The organism is Streptomyces sp. NPDC051452 (assembly GCF_044454765.1).
Taxonomy (GTDB): domain Bacteria; phylum Actinomycetota; class Actinomycetes; order Streptomycetales; family Streptomycetaceae; genus Streptomyces.
The window spans coordinates 398,517-424,645 of the sequence record NZ_JBITEB010000001.1; the positions used below are offsets into that span (position 1 = coordinate 398,517).

The 26,129-nt window shown below is 73.5% G+C and carries 29 protein-coding genes; 16 read left to right on the forward strand and 13 right to left on the reverse strand.

Annotation, left to right across the window (positions count from 1 at the left end; all coding sequences use genetic code 11):
• Positions 1-520: 520 nt before the first annotated feature.
• A complete protein-coding gene (locus ACIBA9_RS01760) occupies positions 521-1,165 on the reverse strand; it encodes a PAS domain-containing protein (RefSeq protein ID WP_399359371.1) in 645 nt (214 codons plus the stop codon).
• Positions 1,166-1,395: 230 nt separating this feature from the next.
• Here ACIBA9_RS01760 and ACIBA9_RS01765 point away from each other — a divergent pair, with 230 nt between their 5' ends.
• On the forward strand, positions 1,396-4,602 hold the full coding sequence (locus tag ACIBA9_RS01765; protein WP_399359372.1) for a cytochrome P450: 3,207 nt from the start codon (positions 1,396-1,398) through the stop codon (positions 4,600-4,602).
• A 131-nt stretch (positions 4,603-4,733) separates the two neighbouring features.
• The gene (locus tag ACIBA9_RS01770) at positions 4,734-6,023 is read left to right on the forward strand and encodes an ROK family transcriptional regulator (protein ID WP_362165473.1); all 1,290 of its coding nucleotides are present in this window, start codon (positions 4,734-4,736) and stop codon (positions 6,021-6,023) included.
• A gap of 21 nt (positions 6,024-6,044) precedes the next feature.
• Here the strand turns inward: ACIBA9_RS01770 and ACIBA9_RS01775 are convergent, their stop codons facing one another.
• From ACIBA9_RS01775 to ACIBA9_RS01790, 4 genes are all read right to left on the reverse strand, one after another.
• The gene (locus tag ACIBA9_RS01775) at positions 6,045-6,290 is read right to left on the reverse strand and encodes a hypothetical protein (protein ID WP_399359373.1); all 246 of its coding nucleotides are present in this window, start codon (positions 6,288-6,290) and stop codon (positions 6,045-6,047) included.
• Positions 6,291-6,334: 44 nt separating this feature from the next.
• On the reverse strand, positions 6,335-7,366 hold the full coding sequence (locus ACIBA9_RS01780; RefSeq protein ID WP_399359374.1) for an SDR family oxidoreductase: 1,032 nt from the start codon (positions 7,364-7,366) through the stop codon (positions 6,335-6,337).
• A 329-nt stretch (positions 7,367-7,695) separates the two neighbouring features.
• Positions 7,696-8,352 (reverse strand): HAD family hydrolase, encoded by a 657-nt coding sequence (locus ACIBA9_RS01785; RefSeq protein WP_393899201.1) that lies wholly within the window; start codon positions 8,350-8,352, stop codon positions 7,696-7,698.
• 15 nt (positions 8,353-8,367) lie between these two features.
• Positions 8,368-9,432 (reverse strand): PHP domain-containing protein, encoded by a 1,065-nt coding sequence (locus ACIBA9_RS01790; RefSeq protein ID WP_399359375.1) that lies wholly within the window; start codon positions 9,430-9,432, stop codon positions 8,368-8,370.
• 173 nt (positions 9,433-9,605) lie between these two features.
• Between ACIBA9_RS01790 and ACIBA9_RS01795 the strand changes: the two genes are divergently transcribed.
• From ACIBA9_RS01795 to ACIBA9_RS01805, 3 genes are read left to right on the forward strand one after another with little or no spacing between them, the layout of a single operon-like run.
• Positions 9,606-10,409: an SDR family oxidoreductase gene (locus ACIBA9_RS01795; RefSeq protein ID WP_399359376.1), complete on the forward strand. Its 804-nt coding sequence runs from the start codon at positions 9,606-9,608 to the stop codon at positions 10,407-10,409.
• A 7-nt stretch (positions 10,410-10,416) separates the two neighbouring features.
• Positions 10,417-11,439: a DNA topoisomerase IB gene (locus ACIBA9_RS01800; RefSeq protein ID WP_399359377.1), complete on the forward strand. Its 1,023-nt coding sequence runs from the start codon at positions 10,417-10,419 to the stop codon at positions 11,437-11,439.
• A gap of 38 nt (positions 11,440-11,477) precedes the next feature.
• Positions 11,478-11,723 (forward strand): hypothetical protein, encoded by a 246-nt coding sequence (locus ACIBA9_RS01805; RefSeq protein ID WP_362165461.1) that lies wholly within the window; start codon positions 11,478-11,480, stop codon positions 11,721-11,723.
• A 9-nt stretch (positions 11,724-11,732) separates the two neighbouring features.
• Here ACIBA9_RS01805 and ACIBA9_RS01810 read toward each other — a convergent pair whose 3' ends face one another.
• Together ACIBA9_RS01810 and ACIBA9_RS01815 are read right to left on the reverse strand one after the other, a co-directional pair.
• On the reverse strand, positions 11,733-12,965 hold the full coding sequence (locus tag ACIBA9_RS01810) for a lectin (protein ID WP_399359378.1): 1,233 nt from the start codon (positions 12,963-12,965) through the stop codon (positions 11,733-11,735).
• Between the two features lie 120 nt (positions 12,966-13,085).
• On the reverse strand, positions 13,086-13,655 hold the full coding sequence (locus ACIBA9_RS01815) for a VanZ family protein (protein WP_399359379.1): 570 nt from the start codon (positions 13,653-13,655) through the stop codon (positions 13,086-13,088).
• Positions 13,656-13,867: 212 nt separating this feature from the next.
• Between ACIBA9_RS01815 and ACIBA9_RS01820 the strand changes: the two genes are divergently transcribed.
• From ACIBA9_RS01820 to ACIBA9_RS01845, 6 genes are read left to right on the forward strand one after another with little or no spacing between them, the layout of a single operon-like run.
• Positions 13,868-14,092, forward strand: coding sequence for a hypothetical protein (locus ACIBA9_RS01820; RefSeq protein WP_399359380.1), 225 nt, complete (start codon positions 13,868-13,870; stop codon positions 14,090-14,092).
• A complete protein-coding gene (locus tag ACIBA9_RS01825; protein ID WP_399359381.1) occupies positions 14,089-14,541 on the forward strand; it encodes an MrpF/PhaF family protein in 453 nt (150 codons plus the stop codon). The genes ACIBA9_RS01820 and ACIBA9_RS01825 overlap by 4 nt, the downstream gene beginning before the upstream one ends.
• 33 nt (positions 14,542-14,574) lie before the next feature.
• A complete protein-coding gene (locus ACIBA9_RS01830) occupies positions 14,575-14,835 on the forward strand; it encodes a hydrogenase subunit MbhD domain-containing protein (protein ID WP_362165449.1) in 261 nt (86 codons plus the stop codon).
• Entirely contained in the window at positions 14,832-15,569 is a 738-nt protein-coding gene (locus tag ACIBA9_RS01835; RefSeq protein ID WP_399359382.1) for an MnhB domain-containing protein, read from the forward strand. The genes ACIBA9_RS01830 and ACIBA9_RS01835 overlap by 4 nt, the downstream gene beginning before the upstream one ends.
• Before the next feature lie 8 nt (positions 15,570-15,577).
• Positions 15,578-15,925: a sodium:proton antiporter gene (locus tag ACIBA9_RS01840; RefSeq protein ID WP_362165481.1), complete on the forward strand. Its 348-nt coding sequence runs from the start codon at positions 15,578-15,580 to the stop codon at positions 15,923-15,925.
• A complete protein-coding gene (locus ACIBA9_RS01845; RefSeq protein WP_399359383.1) occupies positions 15,925-17,691 on the forward strand; it encodes a complex I subunit 5 family protein in 1,767 nt (588 codons plus the stop codon). The genes ACIBA9_RS01840 and ACIBA9_RS01845 overlap by 1 nt, the downstream gene beginning before the upstream one ends.
• Before the next feature lie 38 nt (positions 17,692-17,729).
• Here ACIBA9_RS01845 and ACIBA9_RS01850 read toward each other — a convergent pair whose 3' ends face one another.
• Positions 17,730-18,380 carry a DUF4230 domain-containing protein gene (locus tag ACIBA9_RS01850; protein WP_399359384.1) on the reverse strand — a complete coding sequence of 217 codons (651 nt, stop codon included), beginning with the start codon at positions 18,378-18,380 and terminating at the stop codon, positions 17,730-17,732.
• A 132-nt stretch (positions 18,381-18,512) separates the two neighbouring features.
• Between ACIBA9_RS01850 and ACIBA9_RS01855 the strand changes: the two genes are divergently transcribed.
• The gene (locus ACIBA9_RS01855; RefSeq protein WP_362165439.1) at positions 18,513-19,457 is read left to right on the forward strand and encodes a ribose-phosphate pyrophosphokinase; all 945 of its coding nucleotides are present in this window, start codon (positions 18,513-18,515) and stop codon (positions 19,455-19,457) included.
• Between the two features lie 4 nt (positions 19,458-19,461).
• Here ACIBA9_RS01855 and ACIBA9_RS01860 read toward each other — a convergent pair whose 3' ends face one another.
• Positions 19,462-19,842, reverse strand: coding sequence for an anti-sigma factor antagonist (locus ACIBA9_RS01860; protein ID WP_362165437.1), 381 nt, complete (start codon positions 19,840-19,842; stop codon positions 19,462-19,464).
• Between the two features lie 162 nt (positions 19,843-20,004).
• Complete coding sequence (locus ACIBA9_RS01865; RefSeq protein ID WP_362152242.1) at positions 20,005-20,955, reverse strand: NADP-dependent oxidoreductase; 951 nt, start codon at positions 20,953-20,955, stop codon at positions 20,005-20,007.
• A 71-nt stretch (positions 20,956-21,026) separates the two neighbouring features.
• On the opposite strand from ACIBA9_RS01865, the gene ACIBA9_RS01870 reads away from it, so the two are divergent.
• Positions 21,027-21,995 (forward strand): GlxA family transcriptional regulator, encoded by a 969-nt coding sequence (locus ACIBA9_RS01870; protein ID WP_399359385.1) that lies wholly within the window; start codon positions 21,027-21,029, stop codon positions 21,993-21,995.
• Positions 21,996-22,055: 60 nt separating this feature from the next.
• Positions 22,056-22,913 (forward strand): hypothetical protein, encoded by an 858-nt coding sequence (locus ACIBA9_RS01875; RefSeq protein ID WP_399359386.1) that lies wholly within the window; start codon positions 22,056-22,058, stop codon positions 22,911-22,913.
• On the opposite strand, the gene ACIBA9_RS01880 is transcribed toward ACIBA9_RS01875, so the two are convergent.
• Positions 22,847-23,080: an amidohydrolase family protein gene (locus ACIBA9_RS01880; protein ID WP_399359387.1), complete on the reverse strand. Its 234-nt coding sequence runs from the start codon at positions 23,078-23,080 to the stop codon at positions 22,847-22,849. The two genes, ACIBA9_RS01875 and ACIBA9_RS01880, sit on opposite strands and share 67 nt — an antisense overlap.
• A gap of 99 nt (positions 23,081-23,179) precedes the next feature.
• Here ACIBA9_RS01880 and ACIBA9_RS01885 point away from each other — a divergent pair, with 99 nt between their 5' ends.
• On the forward strand, positions 23,180-23,644 hold the full coding sequence (locus ACIBA9_RS01885; protein WP_393899215.1) for a pyridoxamine 5'-phosphate oxidase family protein: 465 nt from the start codon (positions 23,180-23,182) through the stop codon (positions 23,642-23,644).
• Between the two features lie 66 nt (positions 23,645-23,710).
• Positions 23,711-24,103, forward strand: coding sequence for a VOC family protein (locus ACIBA9_RS01890; RefSeq protein WP_399359388.1), 393 nt, complete (start codon positions 23,711-23,713; stop codon positions 24,101-24,103).
• A gap of 451 nt (positions 24,104-24,554) precedes the next feature.
• Here the strand turns inward: ACIBA9_RS01890 and ACIBA9_RS01895 are convergent, their stop codons facing one another.
• Positions 24,555-24,857, reverse strand: coding sequence for a DUF4235 domain-containing protein (locus ACIBA9_RS01895; RefSeq protein ID WP_399359389.1), 303 nt, complete (start codon positions 24,855-24,857; stop codon positions 24,555-24,557).
• 28 nt (positions 24,858-24,885) lie between these two features.
• Positions 24,886-25,902 carry a glutathione S-transferase family protein gene (locus ACIBA9_RS01900; protein WP_399359390.1) on the reverse strand — a complete coding sequence of 339 codons (1,017 nt, stop codon included), beginning with the start codon at positions 25,900-25,902 and terminating at the stop codon, positions 24,886-24,888.
• Positions 25,903-26,129: the final 227 nt, after the last annotated feature.

Here is a 26,129-nt window from a genome sequence, read left to right on the forward strand (position 1 = left end):
GTTCCGGCGACCTCGCAGCGTCAGAGCGGGCAGGGCGTGCGCCGACGTGGGCGCGGACCGTTTCCGGCCGGACCGGGGATGGGGCGTCGCTCGGCCGCCGCGTCCGGCGGGTGCGCCCGCCCCGGCGCCCTCGGTACGCCGCCCAGCGGCCTCGGGGCCCCCGCTTCCTCTCCGGGCCGCTAGGGCCCCTTCGGGGTTCCGGCGACCTCGCCGCGCCATCCCGGACGGACCCCCTGCGGGGAGCGGGCACGGTGTGCCCCGACGTGGGCGCGGACCGTTTCCCGGCCGGACCGGGGGTGGGGCGTCGCCGCGTCCGGCGGGGGTGCCCGCCCCGGCGGCCTTCCGAGGACCTCGGGGCCGGGGGCGAGGCCGACGGCGACGATCGCGTCCGCGGTCGCGCCGACGGCCCGAACCGGCCCGGCGGCAGGGCGCACGAGCCCGTGTCGCAGCAGTAGGCGGCGACCGGGCCCCGCCGCAGACGCCCGGGCGTCTTCCCTTGGGCGTCTACCCGGCACCGGTGTCAGACCGTCCGCCCCGCTCTCGTCTGCGGTGGCCACACCCCGGCGGCGAGCACACCCGACGCGTAGGCGCGCGCGACGAGTTCCGTGCGGTTGGCCGCGCTCCAGCGTGCCGAAAGGCGGCGCAGGTGGTAGTTCACGCCGTCCACGGTGAGTCCCATCTCCCGGGCGGCCCTGGCCGTGGTGGCGCCCCCGGCCAGCAGGGCGAGCACCTGCCCCTCCACCGGTGTGACCGGCTCCGGCCCCGGTTCCGGCGGCTCGGTCTGCTCGCCGAGCACCCGCAGCATCACGAGCAGCGCGGGCGTCGTCTCCACGCTGTCGCTCACCGGATCCGCCGTCAGCTCGCCGAACCGCTCGGCCCCACCGGGCGCCCGCCAGCGGACCGACACCTGGTAGCGGGAGCGGCGTCGCAGCCGTAGCGCCTCCGCGATCCGGTCCACCTGGGTGGCCTCCTGCGGGCGGAACAGCTCCAGTACCTCCCGGCCCCGCAGCCGTCCCGGTGTCGTACCGGCCTCCGCCGCCATCGCGGGATTGGCCAGCACCACCAGCCCGTACACGTCGCACACCGCGACCGGCACCGACACGCGGTCGAACAGCGTCATGGCGCGGTTGCGCCAGACCACGGCGTCCCCCGGCCCCACATCCATGCGTACCTCCCCAGGCGCCGAGCCGTTCCACCATCCAAGACGAAGACCCAGGTCAGCGACAACTCGGCGGCCACCGGGCACATCGGCCGGAACCGCGCGGACGCCGGTGCGCAAGGCCCACGCGCCCCTTTCGACTGCAGAATCGTGTAGTGGGGGATGCTCCCGGGCCATCGGCACCGGCCCACCCTGGAACGGAGTACTCCGTTACCGCGAAAGGCAGTTGTCGCGCCATGCCCCCCACCGCACCGCACCCCGATCCGGCCGGAACCCTGCCCGCCGTCCCCGTCGTCGACATCACCGCCACCGGCCCCGGCCGCACCCCCATCCAGCAGGTCATGGAGCTGATGCGCGCCCATGGGCCGGTGCTGGTGCGCCGGCTGCACGGGCGGGACGTGCTGTTCGTCGCCGACGCGGACCTGGTCGCCGACCTCGCCGACGAGGAACGGTTCGCCAAGCACATCGGGCCCGCGCTGGAGAACGTGCGCGCCTTCACCGCCGACGGCCTGTTCACGGCCTACAACGACGAACCCAACTGGGCCCGTGCGCACGACATCCTGATGCCCGCCTTCGCGCTCGGCTCGATGCGCGCCTACCACCCCGTGATGCTGAAGGTGGCGCGCCGGCTGATCGACTCCTGGGACCGCGCGGCCCGTGCCGACCGCCCCGTGGACGTGCCCGACGACATGACCCGCATGACCCTCGACACCATCGGGCTGGCCGGCTTCGGCTACGACTTCGGCTCCTTCGAGCGGGCCGAGCCGCACCCCTTCGTCGAGGCGATGGTGCGCTGCCTGGAGTGGAGCATGACCCGGCCGGCCCGCACCCCGGGCACCGACCACACGGCGGCCGACGCGGCCTTCCGGGCGGACGCCGACTACCTCGCCCAGGTCGTGGACGACGTCATCGCCTCGCGCAGCGGCGCCGACCAGAGCGGCGGCGAGGACTTGCTCGCTCTGATGCTCAGCGCGCGGCACCCCGCCGACGGCACCACCCTGGACGTGGCCAACATCCGCAACCAGGTCATCACCTTCCTGATCGCCGGCCATGAGACGACCTCCGGCGCGATGTCCTTCGCCCTCTACCACCTGGCCAAGGACCCGGCCGCGCTGCGGCTGGTGCGGCGCGAGACGGACGCGCTGTGGGGCGACACCCCCGACCCCGAGCCGACGTACGAGGACATCGGCCGGCTCGCCTACACCCGCCAGGTCCTCAACGAGGCGCTGCGGCTGTGGCCGACGGCCGCCGCGTTCAGCCGGCACGCCCGCGAGGACACCGTGCTCGGCGGCCGGATCCCGCTGCGCGCGGGCCAGGCGGTCACCGTGCTGACCCCGATGCTGCACCGGCAGCCCGTATGGGGTGACAACCCGGAGCTGTTCGACCCCGAGCGGTTCACCCCCGAGGCGGAGGCGGCCCGCCCGGTGCACGCCTTCAAACCCTTCGGCACCGGCGAACGCGCCTGCGTCGGACGCCAGTTCGCGCTGCACGAGGCGACCATGCTGCTCGCCATGCTGGTCCACCGCTACCGCTTGCACGACCACGCCGACTACCGGCTCACCGTGAAGGAGACCCTCACCCTCAAACCCGAGGGCCTCACCCTCACGCTCACCCCGCGCACCCCGGCCGACCGCCGGCACGCCCCGCTGCCCGGCGCCGGTCCCGCCCCGGCCGCCCAGGGCCCCGCCCGGGACCCCCTGCCCGCCCGGGTCCGCCCCGGCACCCGCGCCCTCTTCCTGCACGGCAGCAACTACGGCACCTGCCGGGCCCTCGCCGCCCAACTCGCCGACGAGGCCGCCGCCGTCGGCTGCGACACCGAGGTCGCCGCGCTGGACGCCTATGCCGGCGCGCTGCCCACCGACCGGCCCGTCGTCATCACCGCCGCGTCCTACAACGGCCGGCCCACCGACGACGCCGCCGCCTTCGCCGCATGGCTCGACGGCACCGACGACCTGACCGGCGTGACCTATGCCGTCCTCGGCGTCGGCGACCGCAACTGGGCCGCCACCTACCAGCAGGTCCCCACGCGCGTCGACGCCCGCCTCGCCGAACTCGGGGCCACCCGCCTGACCGACCGGGCCGCCGCCGACGCCTCCGGCGATCTCGGCGCCACCGTAAGGGAGTTCACCGACCGGCTGCGCACCACCCTGCTACGGGGGTACGGCGACCCGGACGCCACGAGCGCCACGAGCGCCACGACCTCCGCGCACGGCACCCCGGACGACCCCGGCCACGCCTACGAGGTCCGCGTGCTGACCGGAGGCCCGCTGGACGGGCTCGCCGAACGCCATGGGCTGGTCGCCATGACGGTCACCGAGGCCTACGACCTCACCGCGCCGGAGCACGCCCGCACCAAGCGGTTCGTGCGCGTCGCCCTGCCCGAGGGCGTCACCTACCGCACCGCCGACCACCTGAGCGTGCTGCCCGCCAACGCCCCGGACCTGGTGGAGCGCGCCGCCGCCGCGTTCGGCCTCGACCCCGACAGCCTCCTGGACATCCGGGCCACCCGGCCACGGCGGGACGGCCTTGCCGTGGACCGGCCTCTGACCGTACGCCAACTGCTCACCCATCATGTCGAGTTGCAGGAGCGGCCCACGGCCCGGCAGCTGGAGCTGCTCGCCGGGGCCAACCCGTGCCCGCCCGAGCGCGCCGCCCTCGCCGCCGTGACCGGAGACGATCCGCGCACCCTGGTGGAGCTCGCCGAGGACCACCCCGCGCTGCGCGGCGTCCTCGACTGGCCGCTGCTGCTCGACCTGTTGACCCCCCTGCGGCCGCGCCACTACTCGCTCTCCTCCTCGCCCGCCGTCGATCCCCGCCACGCCGACCTCATGGTCTCGGTGCTCGACGCCCCGGCCCGCTCCGGCAAGGGCCGCTACCGGGGCACCGGCTCCGGCCACCTCGCCCGTCTCGCCCCCGGTGACACCGTGTACGCCCGCGTCCAGCCCTGCCGCGAGGCCTTCCGCGTCGACGGTTCGGCGCCGGTCGTGATGGTGGCGGCCGGTACCGGACTCGCGCCGTTCCGCGGGACCGTGGCCGACCGCGCCGCCGCCCGGGCGCGCGGAGCCGAACTGCCGCCCGCGCTGCTGTACTTCGGCTGCGACGCCCCCGACGCGGACTTCCTGCACGCGGGCGAGCTGCGCGCCGCCGAGGTGGCCGGCGCGGTCGCGCTGCGGCCGGTGTTCAGCGCCGCCCCCGAGAACGGGCACGCCTTCGTGCAGCACCGCATCGCGGCCGAGGCCGACGAGGTCTGGCAACTGCTGGACGCCGGCGCCCGGGTGTACGTCTGCGGCGACGGGGCCCGCATGGCGCCCGGGGTCCGCGAGGCGTTCCGGACCCTGTACCGGGAGCGTGTCGGCGGCACCGACGAGGCTGCGGCCGGGCGGTGGCTGGACGCGCTGGTGGCCGACGGACGGTACGTCGAGGACGTGTACGCGGCGGGCTGAGCCGCGGCGCGGCGGCCCCCGCGGCGGCCCCGTCTTAGCTCACAGCGTGAACTAAGGGTTGGGAGAATATCGCGTCCCCCCTGTCCGAAGGGGTATGTTGCAGGTCGGGCAGGGTTCGTGAAGGGAGCCACATGGCGGGGCGCAGCGGACGTACGGTACGCGACCTGAGGCGAGGCAACCGCACGGCGGTGCTGCAACGGCTCTACTTCGACGGCCCCCTCAGCCGCTTCGAGCTGGGCCCGGCGACCGGGCTCAGCTCCGGCTCGGTCAGCAACGTGGTCGCGGACCTGGTCGCCGACGGCCTGGTCGAGGAGGCCGGCAGCGTCGACTCCGACGGCGGCCGGCCCCGCACCCTGCTGCGCGTCTCCCCGCACAGCGGCCAGATGATCGGCGTCGACGTCGGCGAGACCCGGGTGCGGGTGGAGTTGTTCGACCTGGCCCTCACGGAACTCGCCCGCGCCGAACGCCCGTTGACCCCACAGGGCTACGACGTGGACGTCATCGTCGGCCACATCCGTGACGGCATCGCCGAGGTCCTCACCGCCGGGCACGCCGTACCCGAACGGCTGCTGGGAGTCGGTGTCGGCGTCCCCGGCATCGTCGAACACACCCAGGACCGGGGCGCGGTGGTCCACGGCCAGACCATCGGCTGGGACGCCGTACCGCTGGAGCGGCTGCTCCGCTCGACCTCCCGGCTCCCCGAGAAGGTGCCGTACTTCATCGACAACGGCGCCAAGACCCTGGGCCAGGCGGAGATGTGGTTCGGCGCCGGGCGTGGCGCACGCAACGCCGTCGTCGTGCTCTTCGGCTCCGGCGTGGGCGCCTGCCTCGTCACCCCCGAGGTGGAGCACGGCAGGGCGGTGGAGTGGGGCCACCTGACGGTCCGGGTTCGCGGCCGGCGCTGCCGCTGCGGCGCGCCCGGCTGCCTTGAGGCGTACGCGGGCGCCGAATCGCTGCTGGCCCGCTGGTGCGAGGCGGGCGGGCGGCCACCGGAAGGCGCCGACGAGGAGACCGCGCTCACCGCGATGCTCGCCGCCGCCTACCCGCCCGAGGGCACCGCCGCCGACCCGGTCGCGCTGGGGGTGCTGGAGGAGACGGCCGAGTACCTCGGCGCCGGACTCTCCGACCTCATCAACCTCTTCCAGCCGGAGCGGATCCTCATCGGCGGCTGGGCCGGACTCCAGCTCGGCACCCGCTTCCTGCCCGCCGTACGCCGTCACGCGACGACGTACGCCCTGCGCCATCCGGCCGACAAGGTGGCCATCGAACTGGGGCACCTGGGCCCCGACGCGGTCACCGTCGGCGCCGCGATCCTGCCGCTGGCCGACTTCTTCGGCAGTGGCGGACGACGCCCGGAACCGGTCGGCGAGGACCGGCTGCCGGCCTGGCGGGCCGCGCTGGAGGAGCGCGCCCCGCGCTGAGCCGGCTCCGGGCGGCGGCCCTCAGGCGGGCGGCTCCTGCGGCGTCGGCTGCTCGGGGTTCACCGTGCCCGGACGCGGTGCCCCCTTGGGTCCGCTGCCGGCCTCGTCGGTGTCCGGTATGTTCGGGTCCCGCTGCTCGTCGAGGGGATGCCCGGGGACGACCTCCCACGGGTCCTCGCCCGGCCGGGCCTGCTGATCGGGCAGGTCCCTCGGCACCGGACGCGCCCCGTTGTCGTTGTCGGACTCCTGTGCCCGCTGTGCGGCCATGATGTCTCCCTCGCCTCCTCGGTTGGTGCTACCTGGTACGTCGTTCAGCCGACCTTGCGTCCGCGCATCGGCTCCGTCTCCATCCCGCCGCCCTTGCGCAGGCCGTTCAGGAACTCCTGGATCACCTCGGTCGCCGACCGTTTCGGCTGCCAGCCCAGCTCGGTGCGCGCCCGCCCGCAGTCCATCAGCGGCAGGCGCAGCACCGCGTCGAACAAGTGCGGCGAGGCGGGGAGCAGACGCAGCCCCCAGGCCGCGGCGATGGCGGAGCGGGCCGCGGCGCGCGGCAGCCGCACCGGGCGCGTGCCGAGCAGCTCGGCGAGCACCCCGGCGTCCAGCGGGGGATCCGCCGCCAGGTTGAAGGGGCCGCGGGCGTTGTTCGCGTGCACCGCGAGCCGGTAGGCCTCGGCGGCGTCGTCCGTGTGTAGCGCCTGCACCCGCAGGCCCGGGATGTCCGGCAGGAACGGCAGCAGTTCGGGCCGGGCCAGCGGACCGGGCAGATAACGGCCGCCGAAGATCCGGCGCTGCTCGCTCGCCGACTGCCACTTGAACAGGAAGGCCGGGCGCATCCGGACCACCCGGACCTCGGGGTGGTCACGCTCGAACACGTCCAGCGTGCGCTCCAGATACGCCTTCTCCCGGCAGTACGCGGCGTCCGGCCAGCCATGGGTCGGCCAGGACTCGTCCACCGCGCGATCCTTCGGCCCCGGCGAGTAGGCGCCCACCGAGGACGCGTGCACCAGCACCGGCACCCGGGCAGCGGCGACCGCCTCGAACACCTTGAGGGAGCCGAGCACGTTGGTGCGCCAGGTGGTGGCCGGGTCGTGGGTCGGCTGGAAGGCCCAGGCCAGATGGATGACGGCGTCCGCGCCCTCGAACCGCTCCGCGAGGTTCGCCAGGTCCGAGGACACGTCGACCGCGGACCACTCCGTCTTCGGCGGCGACCACGCGGGCGTCCGCCGGGCCAGCCCCCGTACCGACTTGATCCTCGGGTCCTCCGAGAGCAGACGCACCACGCTCGTCCCGACATTGCCCGTGGCGCCGGTCACGACCACCCTGCTGCCGTTTGAGCTGCTCACCTTCGGCTCCTTCCGTTCCCCGCGGCCGTGGCCGCGACGACCGGCCGGGTACCCGGGCGCCGCGCCCGCACACGGGCCGGGCCGCGGGCCGGAACGTAGGAAGCCCCGGCCGTGACGGGGGAATCACGGCCGGGGCGGTCTGTGGGCGGGTACGGATGGCGGTCGCCTCTCGGCGAAAGGCTCCACAGGGCTTCAGCCGAACGATCGTCCCTGTGGGCAAAAGGTGAGGCCCGGGGACACTGTCCCATCCGTACCCACCATTGGTTTAACGGGCAATGACATCGTGGTGTTCCACCCCCGCACGTGACCTGAGTCACGCTCGGTGAGGCTCAGCCCAACGGGGTCTCCGCGAGGCGGGCGAGCAGGTCGGCGGGGTCGGCGAAGACCGTCTCCGCGCCGGCCTCCTCCAGGTCGGCCCGGGGGATCCCGCCGCAGAGCACACCGATGCAGCGCACCCCGGCCTTGTTGCCGGCCCGCATGTCCCACACGGTGTCGCCGACGAACACCGCCCGCGAGGCCGGCACCCCGGCCAGCTGCAGGGCGTGTTCCACGGGGTCGGGGGCCGGTTTGCCCCGCGCCACGTCATCGGCGCTCGCCGTGTCCGCGATGGCGTCGTCCGCGTCGATCGCCCGGCGCAGCGCGCCCAGCTCGGCGCCGCCGGCCGAGGTGGCGAGGACGATCGTCCAGCCGTCCCGATGCAGGTGCCGCAGCAGTTCCCCGGCCTTCGGCAGGGCCGGGAGCCGGTCGAAGTACTGCCCGTAGAGGGCCTTGTGCGCGGCGCTCAGCTCGGCGTCCTGGTCCTTGTCCCGGTCCTCGCCGAGCAGATGTGCGACGAGGTCGTCGGAGCCCAGGCCGATCGCCCGGTGGATGGCGTGCATGGGCACCTCGTGACCCGCCTGCCGGAAAGCCTCCCACCAGGTGACGACATGCAGATGGTTGGTGTCGACGAGGGTTCCGTCGACGTCGAAGAGGGCGGCGCGGTCCATGCGGGATCCTTTCTCTCACTCCCCGGACCGGGTACCACGCCCGGCCCCCGCCACGCGTGCCGGCACCCGGCCCGTACCCGTCCAGTCCAGCAGCTCCGGCGCCGACCACGTCGTCACCACCCGCTCGGCCGGCACCCCGCACTCCTCGGCCCGGGCACAGCCCAGGATCTGCCAGTCCAGCTGCCCGGGCGCGTGCGCGTCGGTGTCGACGGCGAACAGCGTGCCCGCCTCCACCGCCTTGCGCAGCAGCCGCCGGGGCGGGTCCAGCCGCTCCGGCCGGCTGTTGATCTCCACGGCCGTCCCGGACTCGGCGCACGCGGCGAACACCTCGTCCGCGTCGAACTCCGACTCCGGACGCCCCCGGCCGGTCACCAGGCGCCCGGTGCAGTGACCGAGGATGTCGGCGTGCGGATCGCGGACCGCGGCCACCATCCGCCGGGTCATGGAGCGGGCGTCCATGCGCAGCTTGGAGTGCACGGACACCACGACCACGTCCAGCCGCTCCAGCAGCTCCGGCTCCTGGTCCAGCGAGCCGTCCTCCAGGATGTCGCACTCGATGCCCGTGAGCAGCCGGAACGGGGCCCACCGCGTGTTCAGTTCCGCCACCACGGCCAGCTGCTCGCGCAACCGCTCCGGCGACAGCCCGCGAGCCACGGTCAGCCGCGGGGAATGGTCGGTGAGGACCGTCCACTCATGGCCCAGTGCGGCCGCGGTCCGCCCCATCTCCTCGATCGGGCTGCCCCCGTCGGACCAGTCCGAGTGGGTGTGGCAGTCCCCGCGCAACAGCGCCCGCAGCCCGGCACCGGGACCGGAGGCGGACGCGGCGCCGGCCTCCTCCTCCAGCTTGGCCAGATACCCGGGCACCCCGCCGGCCAGTGCCTCGCGCACCACCTGGGCGGTCTTCGGGCCCACCCCCTTCAGCGACTCCAGCGTGCCCGCCGCCGCGCGCTCGGCCACCTCGGTCCCGGGCAGGGTCGCCAGCACCCGGGAAGCGGTGCGAAAGGCCCGCACGCGGTAGGTGGGGGCCATCGCCCGCTCCAGCAGGAAGGCGATCCGGTCGAGGGCGTCGAGGGGGTCCATGCACACCAGGGTCCGCCAGGCACCGCGACCGGGCGCGGGGAGACCTGGCCGGCACGGAGCGCCGCACCCGGCACCCGGCGCGCCCACCCCTCCGTTTGCCCGGCACCACCCTGGGTACTGCGGTGACTCGTCCACGTGACCACCGTGACGTCACGACCGCGAGGAGGGCCGCCATGTCCGCACCAGCCACGCGGCGCACGGCGCTGATCACCGGAGCGGACTCCGGCATCGGCCGCGCGACCGCCGTACGCCTGGCCGAAGCGGGCCTGGACGTCGGCATCACCTGGCACTCCGACGAGAAGGGCGCCGAGGAGGCGGCCCGGGAGGTCCGCGACAAGGGCCGCCGCGCCGCCGTCGCCCGGCTCGACCTCACCCGGCTGCCCGAGGCCGCGGACACCGTCGACGAGCTGTGCGGGGAACTGGGCCGCCTCGACGTCCTGGTGAACAACGCCGGCACCGGCACCATGACCCCCTACCTCGACCTGACCCTGGACGACGTGCGCCGGGTCCTGGACGTCGACCTCGTCGGTCCGTTCCTGTGCGGGCAGCGGGCGGCCCGGCACATGATCCGGCAGGGCGACGGCGGCCGCATCGTCAACGTCACCTCCGTCCACGAGCACCAGCCCCGGGTCGGCGCCGCCCCCTACTGCGCCGCCAAGGGCGGACTGGGCCTGCTCACCCAGGTGATGGCCCTGGAACTGGCCGAGTACGGCATCACCGTGAACGCCGTCGCCCCAGGCGAGATCGCCACCCCGATGACCGGTCAGGAGGACACCGACGTGCACACCGAACACCGGCCCGGCATCCCCCTCGGACGCCCCGGGGACGCCCGCGAGGTGGCCGCCGTGATCGCCTTCCTGGCCGGCCCGGACGCCTCCTACGTCACCGGAGCCTCCTGGAGCGTCGACGGCGGCATGCTGCGCATGGGCCCCCAGGCCGGCTCCCACCTGACCAGCGACGACTGGCGCCGTCCCTGAGCCGGCCATGCGACTGCGCACCGTCTCCTGCGACGACCCCGGCTACGGACGCGTCCGCTGCGGCCGGGGCTTCCGCTACGTCGGCACCGACGGCACGCCGCTCACCGACCCCCGGCAGACCGCCCGTATCCGCGCCCTGACCATCCCGCCCGCCTGGCGCGACGTGTGGATCTGCCCCTCGGCCAACGGCCACCTCCAGGCCGTCGGCACCGACGCGGCCGGGCGCCGCCAGTACCTGTACCACGAGCAGTTCCGGGCCGAGCGGGACAAGGCCAAACACGAGCACGTACGGCAGGTCGCGCGGACCCTGCCCGAGCTGCGCGCCAAGGTCGCCACCGACCTGGCGGGGCGCGGGCTGAGCCGGCCCCGGGTCACCGCCTGCGCGGTGAGACTGCTGGACCTCGGCTTCTTCCGCATCGGCAGCGACCGGCACACCCGCACCAGCGAGACCTACGGCCTGACCACCATGCTCCGCGAGCACGTCACCTGCGGTCGCGGCGAGATCACGTTCAGCTTCCCGGCCAAGGGCGGTGTCCGGACGGTGCGCGCCCTCGTCGACGACCAGGTGCGCACCGTCACCCAGGCGCTGCTGCGCCGGCCGGGCGACGGCGACCGCTTCCTCGCCTTCCATGAACACGGGGCCTGGCACGACCTGCACGGCGACGACCTCAACGAGGCCCTGCGCCGTCTGTCCGGCACCGACGTCACCGCCAAGGACTTCCGCACCTGGCACGCCACGGTCCTCGCGGCCGTGGCGGTCTCGGTGACCGCCGGCCCCGCCCGCGCCACCCGGACCGCCCGGCGCCGGCAGATCACCCGGGCCGTGCGCGAGGTCAGCCATTATCTGGGCAACACCCCGGCGGTGTGCCGGGCGTCCTACATCGATCCCGCTGTCTTCGAGCGGTTCGACCAGGGTGTGACGATCGCCCCCGCGCTCACCCGGCTGGGCGAACACGGGGACTTCGGGCGCCCGGCCACCCAGGGGGCGGTCGAGGCGGCCGTCCTCGACCTCCTGGACGGTCGGCGCTGACGAGTCGTCGGCGCGCATTGCGTTCTACGCTGAATCGCATGACCGAACAAGCAGTTCCCCACCTGTCCCGACCGCGGATCCTGGTGCTCGGCGTGTGCCCGGGCAGGCACGGCGAGCCGCCCTTCCGGATCATGGAGATCGACGGTGAGGTGGTCGGGGAGGCCAGGACCGTCACGGACGTCCTGGTGACGGCCGCCTCCCACGGCCTGCCCATCCATGATCTGGACGACCCGGACGTGGTCCGCTTCGTGGGAGGCGACAAGTACACCTGGACGCTGCACTGAGCCGACCGCTCAGCCGACCGTCCATTTCTGGTTGGCGCCGCCCGTACAGGTCCAGATCTGTAGCCGGGTCCCGTTGGCCGAGGTGTTCCCGGTGACGTCGAGGCACTTGTTCGCCTGTGGATTGACGATGTCGTGGGCGCCGGAGACGGTCCACTTCTGGTTCGGGCCGCCCGTGCAGTCCCACAACTGGACCACCGAGCCGTCCGCGGTGCCGTTGCCGGCCACGTCCAGGCACTTGCCGAGCGCCCGCAGCGTGCCGTCCGAACCGGTCGTCCACGCCTGGGCCGCGCTGCCGTTGCAGTCGTAGAGCTGGACCGGGGTGCCGTTGGCGGGGTTGGCGCCCGCCACGTCCACGCACTTGCCGTCCAGGCCCCGCACCGGTACTCCGGCCGCGCTGCCGCTCGTCGTCACCGACACCGAGTCGACGACCAGTTGCTGGGGGAACCGGGTGGAGTCGTCCGGGTCGCCGGGCCAGTAGCCGCCGACCGCGAGGTTCAGGATGAGGAAGAACGGCTTGTTGAACACCCACGTCCTACCGCCCAGGTCGGCGGGCGTGCGCCGCTGGTAGACGGTGCCGTCCACCGACCAGGTGATGGAGTCGGGCGCCCAGTCGACGGCGAAGGTGTGGAAGGCGTCGGCGAAGGCCTGCCCGTTCGGCAGCGAGTAACCCGCGCCTATGCCGCCGGAGCCGGAGTAGCCGGGGCCGTGGATGGTGCCGTGCACGGTCGAGGGCTCGAAGCCGACGTTCTCCATCACGTCGATCTCCCCGGAGTCCGGCCAGTTGACCGGTGTGCCCAGCATCCAGAAGGCGGGCCACATGCCCTGACCGCGTGGGATCTTCATCCGGGCCTCGACATGGCCGTACTGCGCGTTGAACTTCCCCGAGGTGTTCAGCCGGGCCGAGGTGTACTGGCAGCTGCCGTACCAGCACTGGTAGCCGGCCGGGTTCTCCTTCCGGGCCGTGATGACCAGGTGGCCCTGGCCGTCCAGGGCCGCGTTCCTCGTGCCCGAGGTGTAGTACTGCCGCTCGTGGTTGTTGACGTTGTCACCCGTCTCCAGGTTCCACTTCGAGCCGTCGACCGCCGCGCCGGCGGGCCCGTCGAAGGTGTCGGAGAAGGTGGTGGCGGCGGCCGCCGCCGGGGCGGCGCCCTCGGCCCGGGCGGGGCCGACGGCCGCCGCGCCGATCAGCGCGGCGGACAGGGCGGCGAGGAGACATCTACGGAGCAGGCGCGGGCCGGCCATGGCTCTCCCATTGGGTGTGGGGGGTGGGATGCCTCTTGATTTAAGGAGTGAGGTAAGCCGCCGTCAATACTCTGGTCCGGACCTGTTGTCGGTGATCGTTCACTCCGGAGCGCGCGAGCGTCAGTCGGTCCGGGGCTCGACGACGCGCGCGTGCACCGCCCGGCCCAGCCGCCGGCCCAGCACCAGCCAACCGAGCAGCGCCCCGGTGGTGTTGAGGATGACGTCGTCGATGTCGAAGGCCCGGCCGGTGACCAGCGCGCCCTGCGCCAGCTCCACCATGAGCATCACGAGCGCCGTGAGCGCCAGCACATGGAACATGCCCCGGGCCCGCGGGGCGAGAACCGGCACCAGCACGCCGAACGGCACACCGAGGAGCACGTTCCCGCCGAGCTGCTTGACCGCGTCCCGCCACTGCGCCTGCGTCAGATAGGCGTGCAGCGAGCGCCCCGGGTGCAGGTTGCTGTGTGTCAGCGACACCGACGCCGGGGACGGCTGCAGCGTCAGACGCGCCAGCACGACGGCGAAGGCGACCATCATCGTGAAGGCGACCAGCATCGCCAGTATCCGCACCGGCAGGGGCAGCGTGTGCCGCGCGACCGGCTCGGGGGCCGGCTCGGGGGCCCGTTCGCCCGGCTTCTTCCTCCCCGGGGCACGCAAGACCGCGGGTAGACGCGGGACGGTACGGGTCATGTCGGTCCTCCTGTGCTCAACTTCCCGGCTTCTCAGCGCGGTTACCCGGCAACCGCCCCGGGATGCCGCCGCGCCGCGGACCACCGGGCGCACACCGCCGGTTTCCGTTCACGCTCCCGGGGCACTCCGGGTGGCGACCCGCGTGCCGCCGCCCCGCCATGGACCCGGCGGTGCTTGGATGCCCCCAGCGGCGCATGGACACAACGCCGCACATGTGTGCACAGCGGACGGAGGAGGCGCGGATGGCCCGGCGTACGGCACCGCGCGCGGTCCTCCTCACCGTCGGTGAACTCCTCCTCTGGTGGACGGCGCTGGCGCTGCTGTGGCTGGTGCTCATCACCTCGGTCGACACCCTGGAACGGATCGTCGGCGCGTGCTGCGCCGCCGTGGGCGCGGCTCTGGCCCGGGTCGGCCGAAGGGCGGTGAACTGGCGGTGAACGGCTGGATGCTCGCGGCGACCGTCGTCTTGGGCGGGGGAGGGGCGGCCGCCCTGTGGGGCGTCGCCACCGGCCCCCCGGCTCGCCGGGTGATCGCCCAGAACCTGACCACCTCGGCCGTCTGCCCCGCCCTGCTGCTCCTCGCCCAGGGCTACGGCCGCCCGGCCTACGTCGACCTCGCCCTGCTGCTCGCCCTCCTCGGCCCGGTCGGCACCCTCGTCTTCGCCCGCCTCCTTACCGGCGACCTGGACGGGGGGAGGCCCGGCGCCTGGAAACTGACCTGGGCGGCCGCCGCACTGGGCCTGGGGGTCGTGGTCGCGCTGTGCGTGGCCACGGGGCCGGGCCGGGCGATGGTGAAGCTGCTGGTGATCGGTGCCCTGCTGATCGGCGGCAACGTGATCGCCGGGCGGGCGCTGTCGGGCGGCTTCAAGGGGGTGTCCGGTGGCTGACCCGGTGCCGGACGAACGCGCGGGAGGCACGGCATGAACGACGCCCTGACCGTCGTCACGCTGCTGCTGGTCGCCGCCACGGCCACGGCTGCCGTCGCCCAGCGCGACCCCGCCCGCCAGGCACTCGTGCTGTCCGTGCTCGGCATCGTCCTGGCCGCGTTGTTCACCGTGCTCCAGGCACCTGACGTCGGACTGTCCCAACTGGCCGTCGGTTCCGCGCTGACCCCGCTGCTGATCATGCTCTCGGTGCGCAAGATCAGACGCCGCGGCCGCTCGAAGGAGGACCCGGGGTGACCCGGTTGCGGCTGTGGCTGCTGGCCTTCGGCGGCGCGGGCCTGGCGGCCCTGCTCGTCGCCGGCTGCCTCGACCTGCCTCATTTCGGCGGCCGGTGGCACCCCTACGGCGAACGGGCCGTCCACGCCTCCCTCGACCGGCACACCGCCAACACCATCGCCTCCGTCAACTTCGACCAGCGCGCCTACGACACCCTCGGCGAGATGAGCATCCTGTTCTCGGCCGTCCTCGGCTGTGTGGTGCTGCTGCGCCAGGCCCGCGGCGAACACCGCGCCCGGCCCGAACCCGCCGACGTGGCCCGGCCGGTGCGCCGCTACGCCCTGCTCGTGCTGCCCGTCGCGCTGGTCACCGGTCTGTATGTCATCGCTCACGGCCAGCTCAGCCCCGGCGGCGGCTTCCAGGGCGGGGTCGTCGCCGCGACCGCCCTGCACCTGCTCTACCTCGGCGCCGACTACCGTGCGCTGGAACGGGTCCGCCCGCTCGGTGTGTTCGAGACCACCGACGCGCTCGCCGTCTGCTCCTACGTCGTGCTGGGCGTGGCCTCCGTCCTCGCCGGCACCGCGTTCCTCGCCAACACCCTGCTGCCCTACGGCACCTTCAACACGCTGTCCTCCGGCGGCTCGGTGCCCCTGCTGAACGCCGCCGTCGGCATGGAGGTGGCGAGCGCGGTCGTGGTCCTGCTCGCCGGCTTCCTCGACCAGGCCGTCGAGATCGAGGAGGAGGAGGGCAGTTGAACACCGTGATGCACGTCCTGCCGTACCTGGTCGCCGTCCATGTCTTCCTGACCGGCTGCTACGGCCTCGCCACCAGCCGAAACCTCATCCACGCCGTCGGCTGCCTCGCGGTCTGCCAGTCCGCCACCTACGTCCTGCTGCTCGCGGTCGGCTACCGCGACGGCGCGACCGCGCCCGTCTTCTCCGACATCCGGCCCGGCTCCCGGCCGGTGGTCGACCCGGTCGTACAGGCACTGACCCTCACCGACATCGTCGTCGGCGCCACCGTCACCGCGCTGCTGCTCGCCCTGGTCCTGCAGATCGCCAAACGGCACGGCACCATCGACCCCGACGAGTTGCGGGAGCTGCGCGGCTGATGCGCCATCTGCTCCCGCTGCTCCCCGCGCTCCCGCTGCTCGGGGCCGCCCTGCTCGTGGCCGTCGGCCGCCGGCTGCCCAGGGTCGCCGCCGAGATCACCGGCTTCGTGGTCTCCGGCGGCACGGCCGCGCTCGCCGTCGTCCTGCTGCTGGGCTCCTCGCCGCCGATGGTGGAATGGGTCGGCGGCTGGCTGCCGGTGGCCGGCGAGAGCGTCGGCATCGTCGTGGTCGGCGACGGCCCGGCGCTCGGCATGGCCACCGCAGTCTCGCTGCTGACCCTCGCCGCGCTCGCCTACTCCTGGCGCTACTTCGACGAGCCGCCGCACGGACACCGCGGGGCGTTCACCGCGCTGCTGCTGGTCTTCCAGGGCGCGATGTGCGGATTCGCCATCGCCGGCGACCTGTTCAACGCGTTCGTCTTCTTCGAGCTGATGAGCGTCACGGCCTACGCCCTCACCGGCTACCGCATCGACGAGGCCAAGGCCGTCCAGGGCGCCCTGACCTTCGGCGTCGTCAACTCCCTGGGCGCCTACGCCATGCTGATGGGGATCGGTCTGCTCTACGCCCGCACCGGCGAACTGGCCATGACGAAGATCGGGCGCGGTCTCGACACCGCCGCCGGGCACGGCGGGCCGGACGCGCTGGTCCTCGCCTCCTTCGTGCTGGTGATGACCGGTCTGCTGGTGAAGGCCGCCGCCGTGCCCTTCCACTTCTGGCTCCCGGACGCGCACGCCGTCGCCCCCACCCCGGTCTGCATGCTGCTGTCCGGAGTGATGGTCGAACTGGGTGCCTACGGCGTGTGGCGCGTGTACGGCACCGTCTTCGCCGGCCCCGGCGGCATCCCCGCCGCCGACCTGACCCGGGCCCTGGTGACGCTCGGCACCCTGACGGCCGCGATCGGCGCCGTCATGTGCTGGTATCAGCGGCACATCAAACGGCTGCTCGCCTACTCCACCGTCGCCCACACCGGCCTCTTCCTCGTCGGCCTCGGCGTCCTCACCCCCGAGGGCGACGACGGCGTCGCCCTGTACCTCCTCGGGCATGCCGGGGTGAAGGCCGCGTTGTTCGCCTGCACGGGCGTCCTGCTCGACCGGTTCGGCAGCGTGGACGAGCACGCCCTGCACGGGCGGGGCCGTCCGCTGCGCGCGACCGCGGTGATGTTCGCCGTCGGCGGCGTGGCCCTGGCCGGTCTGCCGCCCTTCGGTACCGCGCTCGGCAAGTCGGTCGCCGAGGAGGCGGTCGGCGGCCCGCTCACCGTGGTGTACGTCCTCGCCTCCGCGATCACCGCCGGTGCCGTCCTGCGGGTCACCGCACGCGTCTTCCTCGGGCTGGGGCCGCGCCCGCGGGACGCCGAGTACGAGACCAGCGGCTCCGACGAGCAGCCCGAGACCGGGACCCTGCTCAGCCGGGTCCCGGACACGATGACGGTGGTGCCCGCCCTGTTGCTCGCCGCCGCGCTCGCCGTGGGCGTGGCTCCCGGCTTCGGTGATCTGGTGGCCCGCTCCGTCAACGAGGCCGGCTCGGGCGGCGCCCATGCCTCGGCGCAATGGACGGCGCACGGCGCCTTGCTGGGCGTCGCCTCCACGGCGCTGGCCGCGGCCCTCGCCGCCCTCGCCGTGACCCGACCGGGCTGGCTGGCCGCCCCCGGCTGGGCCGAGCCGCTGCGCCGGCTGCAGTCCGGCCACGTGGGCGACTACGTGGCCTGGCTGCTCGTCGGCGCCACCGTGCTGGGGGCGCTGGCGCTGCCGGGAGTGCTGGGCGGCTGACCCCGCGCACCCCGGGTGAGGGTGCGGGAGACGTCCGGTCAGGATCCGTAGGTGATATGCACCTCCGTGAAGCCGAGGGAGCGCAGCAGGCCCTGCAGCATGCCGGTGGTGTTCTTCTCGGCGCGGGCGGTCAGCCCGCTGGTGCGTGCCGCGTCGCCGATGTGCCGCACGGCGAGCTTCTGCACGGCCTGCTCGCTGTTGGGATTGTCCGAGAAGAGGTCGCCGAGCCGGTCCAGCAGCCCGCGCTGCTTGGACACGGCGTAGGAGTGGTCGGGGTCGAGGGCCGGCCGGCCGAGCCGCGCGTGCGGCAGCCGCAGGGTGGCCGACGTACGGTCGTCGTTCACCCGTACATCGCGCCCGCCGAGCCGGCCCAGGTCGACATAGGCGTCCACGGTGCCCGCGCCGACGTACAGGGTGCGGGTGCCGCGGATGGCGTCGGGCAGGAACTTCGCGTCCTTCTCCAGGTCCACGACGACCTGGAAGTTGCCCGAGGCGGCGTCGTAGCGGCTCATGTCCTGGATGGACTTCAGGAGCGTGGGTCCGGAACGGTCCTCGGTCCGGGTGCCGAACAGGTCCTTGATGCCCGGCAGCACGGCCAGCCGGATTCCGGCGAACAGCACGGCGAGCACCAGGACGATCGCGGCCACGGCCTTGGCCCAGCCGGGCAGCCGTCTGACGGAAGTCGTCATCGTGACGGTCCTCCTTCCTGCTGACCGGATGCCCGCCAACGGCCCGAACAGGCCGACGTGTTGGCCGGATGAGAGGCACGGCCGCCGGTAGCATGACGAGCCAGCCGGTGCCGGTCGTCCAAGGAGCGGATCGTGCGAGACATCGCCGTCTTCAGCGGCAGTGCCCATCCCGCCCTGGCCCGTGAGGTCTGCGCCCACCTCGGGGTGCCGCTCAGGCCGACCCGGGTGAGCAGGTTTGCCAACGACTGCCTGGAGGTGCAGCTTCAGGCCAACTGCCGGGAGCGGGACGTGTTCCTGGTCCAGCCGCTGGTCAGGCCGGTGCAGGAGCACCTGGTGGAGCTGCTGCTGATGTGCGACGCGGCGCGCGGCGCCTCGGCGGCCCGGATCACCGTCGTCGTGCCGCACTACTCCTACGCCCGCTCCGACAAGAAGGACGCGCCGCGCATCTCGCTCGGCGGGCGGCTGGTCGCCGATCTGCTGGTGGCCGCGGGCGCGAGCCGGGTCCTCGCGATGACACTGCACTCCCCGCAGGTGCACGGCTTCTTCTCGGTGCCGGTGGACCATCTGCACGCGCTGCGCGAACTGGCCGGGTACTTCCGGCGCTACGACCTGACGCGCACGACGGTCGTCTCCCCGGACCTCGGCAACGCCAAGGAGGCCGCCGCCTTCGCCCGGCGGATCGGGGCCCAGGTGGCGGCCGGTGCCAAGCAGCGCTACCCCGACGACCGGGTGACCATCAGCTCCGTCATCGGCGACGTCACCGACCGGGACGTCATCGTGCTGGACGACGAGATCGCCAAGGGCAGCACCGTGCTGGAACTGCTCGACCGGCTCCGGGAGTCGAGGCCGCGCTCGATCCGGGTGGCGTGTACGCACGGACTGTTCGCGGCCGGCGCCCTCACCCGGCTGAGCGAGCAGCCGGACGTGCTGGAGATCGTCTGCACCAACACCGTGCCGATCCCCGCGGGCGAGCACCCCGACAAGCTGCGTGTGCTGTCCATCGCCCCGGCCCTGGCCGAGGCGATGCGGCGGATCCACAACGGCGAGTCCGTCAGCGCCCTGTTCGAGGAGTCGTAGCCCGTCAGGGGGCGCCGGACGCGGCCTCGGACTGGGCCAGGGCCGCGTCCGGGGTCGGATGGGGCGGCAGCAGCCGGTCGAGGCCGGTCACCCGCAGAACGCGCAGGGTCAGCGGGTGGGTGCACACCAGCCCCAGCCGGCCGCCGCGTTCCAGCACCCGGGCCCGGCCCCGGTAGAGCAGCCGCAGTCCCGAGCAGTCGAAGAACTCCACCGGCCGCAGATCGATCACGACCCGGGCGCCGGTGTGCCGGGTCACCCGGTCCAGGACCGGCCCGATCTCCGCCGCCGCGGCGATGTCGATCTCGCCCCGGAACTCCAGCACCGTGTAGCCGTGGTGCCGGCGCACCCGCAGGTGCCGGGTGGGCGGTGCGGGCTCGTCTCGCACGACGGCATCTCCTCCCACCGGCCCGGACGTCGGTTCCCGACCGTCAAGTTACCCACGATGGGAGGAATTTGAGCATGTTCGATTGACATATGTCTTTGAGTTTGCGGCGGGTACGCCGTGGCGCGGTTCGCGGGAGCGGCCCGCGCCACGGCCCGGCCCCGGTCAGTCGACCACCAGCACCAGCTTGCCCGTCGTCCGCCCGGTGTCGCCCAGCTCGTGCGCCTTCGCCGCGTCGGCCAGCGGGAACGTGCCCGCGATCGCCGCCTTCAGCTTCCCGGACTCCGCCAGCTCCGAGACCGCCCGCATCCCGCCGCGGTCGGCGTCCACCAGCATGCGCACCGCCCGCACCCCGAGCCGCTCCGCCTCCTCGAAGAACTCCTGCGAGCCCACCGGCAGGATCGACACCACGACACCGCCCGGCCGCAGCATGCGCAGGGACCGCACGGACGTCTCCTCGCCGAGCGTGTCGAGGACGACGTCGACGTCCCGGACCGTCTCCGTCACGTCGACCGACCGGTAGTCGATCGGCTCGTCGACGCCGATCTCGCGCAGGAAGTCGTGCTTGCCCGCGCTCGCCGTGCCGATCACATAGGCGCCCCGCGCCTTGGCGATCTGCACGGCCACGTGCCCGACCCCGCCGGCCGCCGCGTGGATCAGCACCCGCTGCCCGGGCCGCACGTCCGCGTGCTCGGTCAGGGCCTGCCAGGCGGTCAGGGAGACCAGCGGCAGCGCACCCGCCTGAACGTGGTCGATCGAGGCCGGCTTGTGCGTCAGCGCGCGGACCGGGGCGATCACGTACTCGGCGTGCGAGCCGTGGCCGAACGGGTAGGGCAGCATGCCGAACACCTCGTCGCCGGGCCGGAAGGCGGCCACACCGATCCCGGTCTCCGCCACCTCGCCCGACACGTCCCAGCCGAGCACGAACGGCGGCCGGCCCAGGAACCCGCCATTGGCGCGGTGCTTCCAGTCGGTCGGGTTCAACCCGGCGGCCCGCACCCGGACCAGCACCTCGTTCGGACGCGGCTTCGGCCGCTCCACCTGTACTTCCTTCAGGACCTCGGGACCGCCGAGGACGTCCTGGCTGATCGCTCGCATCGTGTTCACATCGCTCATGGTCACCCAGCCTGCCCGGCTTCGCGCGTTCAGGAAATGGCATGATTGCCAACATCCGATAGGATCGTGCCATGCCTGATATGCAGCTGCGCGCCCGGCGCCCCGAACGGGTGGTCGTCCTCGCCCTCGACGGCGTCTACCCCTTCGAGTTGGGCATCCCCAGCCGCATCTTCGGCGCGGCCGGCGGCCACTACGAGGTCCTGACCTGCACCGTCGACGGCCGACCGGTGCGCACCAACGCCGACTTCGCCGTCGCCGTCGAATACGGCCCGGAGATCCTGGAGACGGCCGACACGGTGATCGTGGCCAGCGTGCCACCGGCGCACCTGCCCGTCGGCCTGCCCGAGGAGGTCGCCGCCGCCCTCGACCGGATCCGTCCGGACGCGCGGATCGTCTCCATCTGCACCGCCGCCTTCGTCCTCGCCGAGGCCGGACTCCTCGACGGCCGCCGGGCCACCACCCACTGGCACGTGGCCGATCTCTTCCGCCGCCGCTACCCGCAGGTGGACCTCGACCCCGACGTGCTGTTCGTGGACGACGGCCGGATCCTCACCTCCGCCGGCGCCGCCTCCGGCGTCGACATCTGCCTGCACATCGTCCGCACCGACCACGGCAGCGACCTGGCCAACGCCGTCGCCCGCGCCTGCGTCGTCCCCCCGTTCCGCGACGGCGGCCAGGCCCAGTACATCGAGCAGCCGGTCCCGGAGAGCGGAGCCGCGTCCACGGCCGCCACCCGGGCCTGGGCCCTCGGACGCCTCGACGAGCCCCTCGCCCTGGCCGACCTGGCCGGACACGCCCGGATGAGCCTGCGCACCTTCGCCCGCCGCTTCCATGAGGAGGTCGGCCTCAGCCCCGGCCGCTGGCTGATCCAGCAGCGCGTGGCCCGCGCCCGGCATCTGCTGGAGTCCAGCGACCTGGCCGTGGACCGCATCGCCGCCGAGGTCGGCTTCGCCACCGGCGCCTCGCTGCGGCAGCACCTGCACGCGGCGATCGGCGTCTCCCCGCAGGCGTACCGCAGGACGTTCCAGCAGGCCCGCTGAACGCTTCCGGCCGCTCCGGCGTCGAGGGACCGTACGGTCCGCGGCGGAGCGGGATGGGGCATGCGCACAGGACTCATGGGGACGGCGGCACTGACGGCGCTGGCGGCCCTGACGCTCGCCGGGTGCGGCGACGCTGGTCCCGGACCGGACCTGGTGGTGCGCGGAACACCGCCGACGAGGCCCTACGACGGCCCGCTGCGCCTGCACGTCGGGCACGCGGACGGGAGCGGCCCGCGCGCCCTGCGGTCGGCCTCCGGGGCCGCGGGCCGGGCGCTGGAGTGCGACGGCGAGATCTTCGAGGGCTCCGGCCCCGACGGCTGGAGCGAGTCCGACGGCGGTGACACACCGGAGGAGGGCCTGGCCCTCTATTTCGACATGTTCGAGCCGCGGCAGCCCGACCACGGCTACCGGGCCGAACGCGCGCGGGCGGACCGGGTGCTGTACTCCTTCGACGTCGGCGGCCGCACCAAGGTGGCCGTCGTGGTGGCCAAGGACCAGCGCGACCGGCCCGGTTGGGGCCCGGAGACCAGCGCCGCCTGTGACCCCGCCGAACTCCCCGCCCGCGTCGCGGCCGCCCTCGGCTGGGAGGTCTGGACGGACCGCGAGGGCCGCAGGGTGCCGGTGAGCAGACTCGACGGCTCCGCCGGAGCGGAGCACTGCGGCTGGGAGTCCGCCCACTTCCTCACCGTGGACGGCCGGACCTACGCCCGCGATCCCGAGGGTGTGCTGGGCCGCGACGGCCTGGTGCGGGAACCGTACCGCGCCAGGACCCGCATGCCGGCCGGCGCCCGCGACACCGGCTACCACCAGGGCGGTCGACGGTTGTGGCTGACCGCCGACAAGGCGACCGCCTATGTCCGCACGCCGCACGGCGTGGAGGCCTGGCCGGCGGTCGAGCGGGGCGTCGGCTGCGCCTGACCGGCCGCGTACACCCGCGCACCCCGGACGTGGGTGAGCGCCACCCTCGTCTCCGCGAATGCCTCCGGCGGACCGGTGAACGGGTCGTGGTCCAGGACCACCAGGTCGGCGAGGGCTCCGACGGCCACCCGGCCACTGCTGTTGAGGTGGTGCACGTACCCGGACACGCCTTCCCAGGATCCGGGGCCACGCCGACCGGCGACCGTCACACTGGACGACGTCCGCGCGTCACACCCGTGGCACCGAAGACCAGGAGGCCGTACGACATGACCGAAGCGCCCGCCCGCAGTGCCGAGCAGCGCAAGAAGGACACCCTGCACCGGCTGGAGCACGACGTCGACGCCTGGGTCGCGACCGCGGGAACCGACGGTGCCGCCCCCTACCTCGTCCCGCTGTCGTTCGTGTGGGACGGCTCCACCCTGCTGTTCGCCACCCCCGCCGAGAGCCCCACCGGCCGCAACCTCGTGGCCACCGGTACCGCCCGTCTCGGCATCGGCCCGACCCGGGACGTCGTCATCGTCGAAGGCACCGTCCGGGCGGTGACGCCCGAGGACCTGCCCGAGGAGGACGCCGAGGTCTTCGCCGGGAAGACCGGCTTCGACCCCCGTCAACTGGCGGATCGCTACCTGTACTTCAGCGTCACCCCGCGTCGGGTGCAGGCCTGGCGGGAGGCGAACGAGCTGCCGGGGAGGGACCTGATGCGCGACGGGCGGTGGCTGCCCGCCGACTGACCGACTGACCGACTGAATCGGGTGGCCGGGGATATCCGCAGGGGACAGGCGAACCCGGGAGGAAGCATGGCACTGGTAACAGCGGGCGTGTTGGTGCTCGACTGCGCCGAACCCGAGAAACTGGCCGAGTTCTACAAGGAGTTGCTGGAGGGCGAGCTGACGGACGCCTCCGCCAACCTGGTGCAGATCCAGGGTGCCGACGGCGTCCGGCTGGCCTTCCGCCGGGACGTCAACGCCACCCCGCCCAGCTGGCCGCGCCCGGAGAACTCCCTCCAGGCGCATCTGGAGTTCCTGGTCGAGGACCTGGACGAGGCCGAACGCCGGGTGGTGGGGCTCGGCGGCCGGCCGATCGAGACGAGGGACGCGGCGGGACCGTACGAGGAACGTGGCTACGCCGACCCCGCCGGACACTCCTTCACCCTGCGCCTGAACCCCACGAGGGCTCCGAAGCAGGGGTAGCGGTGCCCGGCGGCCCGAGTCCCACGGCCCGTGCGGCGATGTCCCGTGGATGTCAGGCCGCGCCGGTGTGAACCGCTGTCCCCGGACGCCCACCTCGAGGGGTGCGCGTCCGGGGACGGTCGCCGCGGAGGCCGCTTCCTTGCACCGCGGCGATGCCCTCCCCGCCGGACTCGGCGAAGGCGGGCGGTCCAGCGGCCCTCGTCATCGGGGGCTCGCCCGACCAGAGTCGCCGAGGGGCAGCGGATCCCGAAGGGGAAGGACGGGTGCGTCAGAGTCTCGTAAGAAGCTGACCGGCCGGTGCGGCCGCGATGCCCGGCGAGGGGACGCGAGGGGAACTCGGCCGCCGACCTCCGCGAGTGCCGCGGACGGCGGGCCCGTTCCCTTCGCGTCCCCTCGCCACAGTTGTCATCCGGGTCTTCTCAAGACGGGCACAACGGGTGGCCCGGGGGAATCAGTCCCGGCCACCCTTGTCGCTCGACGGCCACACGCCCGTCGACCGGGCGATGGCCTTGGCGCCGGTGCGGTCCACGGCACTGCGCACCACCGCGAAGATGGCGCCCTGGACGGCCGCCGCCAGCAGGATCTCGCCCCAGCCGCGGTCCGGGTCCAGGGCGTCGGGCGCGTCCTCCTCGTGCCGGATCGCCTTCCAGGCCTTGCGGAAAGCCATGCCGGCGAGCGCGCCACCCGCCCAGCTGAGCACGAATCCGACCGGCTGGTAAGCGAGCGGGAGTTTCTTCTTCTTGTTCTTCGCCATTCCTGACTCCTTCCTCGTCAGACGGTCCTCATGCGGGCCGTCCCCGAGCGGCCACCCGTTCGCCGGGCGGCACCGGCCCCGGCGGTGTGCCGTCCCCGAAGGGCCGGCCACCCAGTTCCTCCCGGTGATGCGGGCTCAGCCAGCCGCCCGGATCGGGGCCGAGCGGCACGATGCCGGTGGGGTTGATGCCGCTGTGCACCTGGTAGTAGTGCCGCTTGATGTGGTCGAAGTCGACGGTGTCGCCGAACCCGGGTGTCTGGAACAGGTCCCTGGCGTACGCCCACAGCACCGGGTTCTCGGAGAGCTTCCAGCGGTTGCACTTGAAGTGGCCGTGGTAGACGGCGTCGAACCGGACCAGGGTGGTGAACAGCCGGATATCCGCCTCGGTGAGCGTGTCGCCGACCAGATAGCGCTGCCCGGCCAGCCGCTCGGCGAGCAGTTCCAGGCGCCGGAAGAGCGCGGTGTACGCCTCCTCGTAGTCCTCCTGCCGCGAGGCGAACCCGGCCTGGTACACGCCGTTGTTCACGTCCCGGTAGACCTCGTCCATCACCTGGTCGATCTCCTCGCGCCGGGCGGCCGGGTAGAGGTCCGGCGCGCCCGGGCGGTGCAGGGCCTTCCACTCGGTGGCCAGGTCCAGGGTGAGCCGCTGGTAGTCGTTGGTGACCAGCCGCCCCGAGGGGACGTCCACGACCGCGGGCACGCTCACCCCGCCCGGGTAGTCCTTCTCCCTGCGGTCGTAGGCCTCGCTCAAGTACCGGATGCCGAGCACCGGGTCCCGGCCACCGGGATCCAGGGTGAACCGCCAGCTGCGGTCGTCCTGGATCGGGTCGACGATCGCCATCGGCAGGGCGTCCTCCAGGCCCAGCAGCCGGCGCGAGATCACCGCCCGGCTCGCCCACGGGCAGGCGCGGGAGACCACCAGCCGGTAGCGCCCCGCCGCCACCGGCCAGCCGTCCCGGCCGTCCACGGTGACGCGGTCCGCGAAGTGGCTCCGGGACCGGGTGAACGTCTTGTGGCCGTAGGCGCTGTTGCCGTCGCCGTCCATCACTCCTCCTCGTCCTCCGGGGGTCACCGGACCACGCGTTCCCCGTTTTCCGCCGTCCGCACGGTGTGACCGGTGCCGTCGGGGGCAGTCGACGACAGGTGAGTGGGACATCCTCGGAACGGGAGACGGCCGCACGGACGGCCGAGGACAGCGGCGCGACACCCCCTGGCGCCGACACTACGGACACCGGGCCGGCGGAGGTGAGGGGATCCGCGCCACCGGCGGCG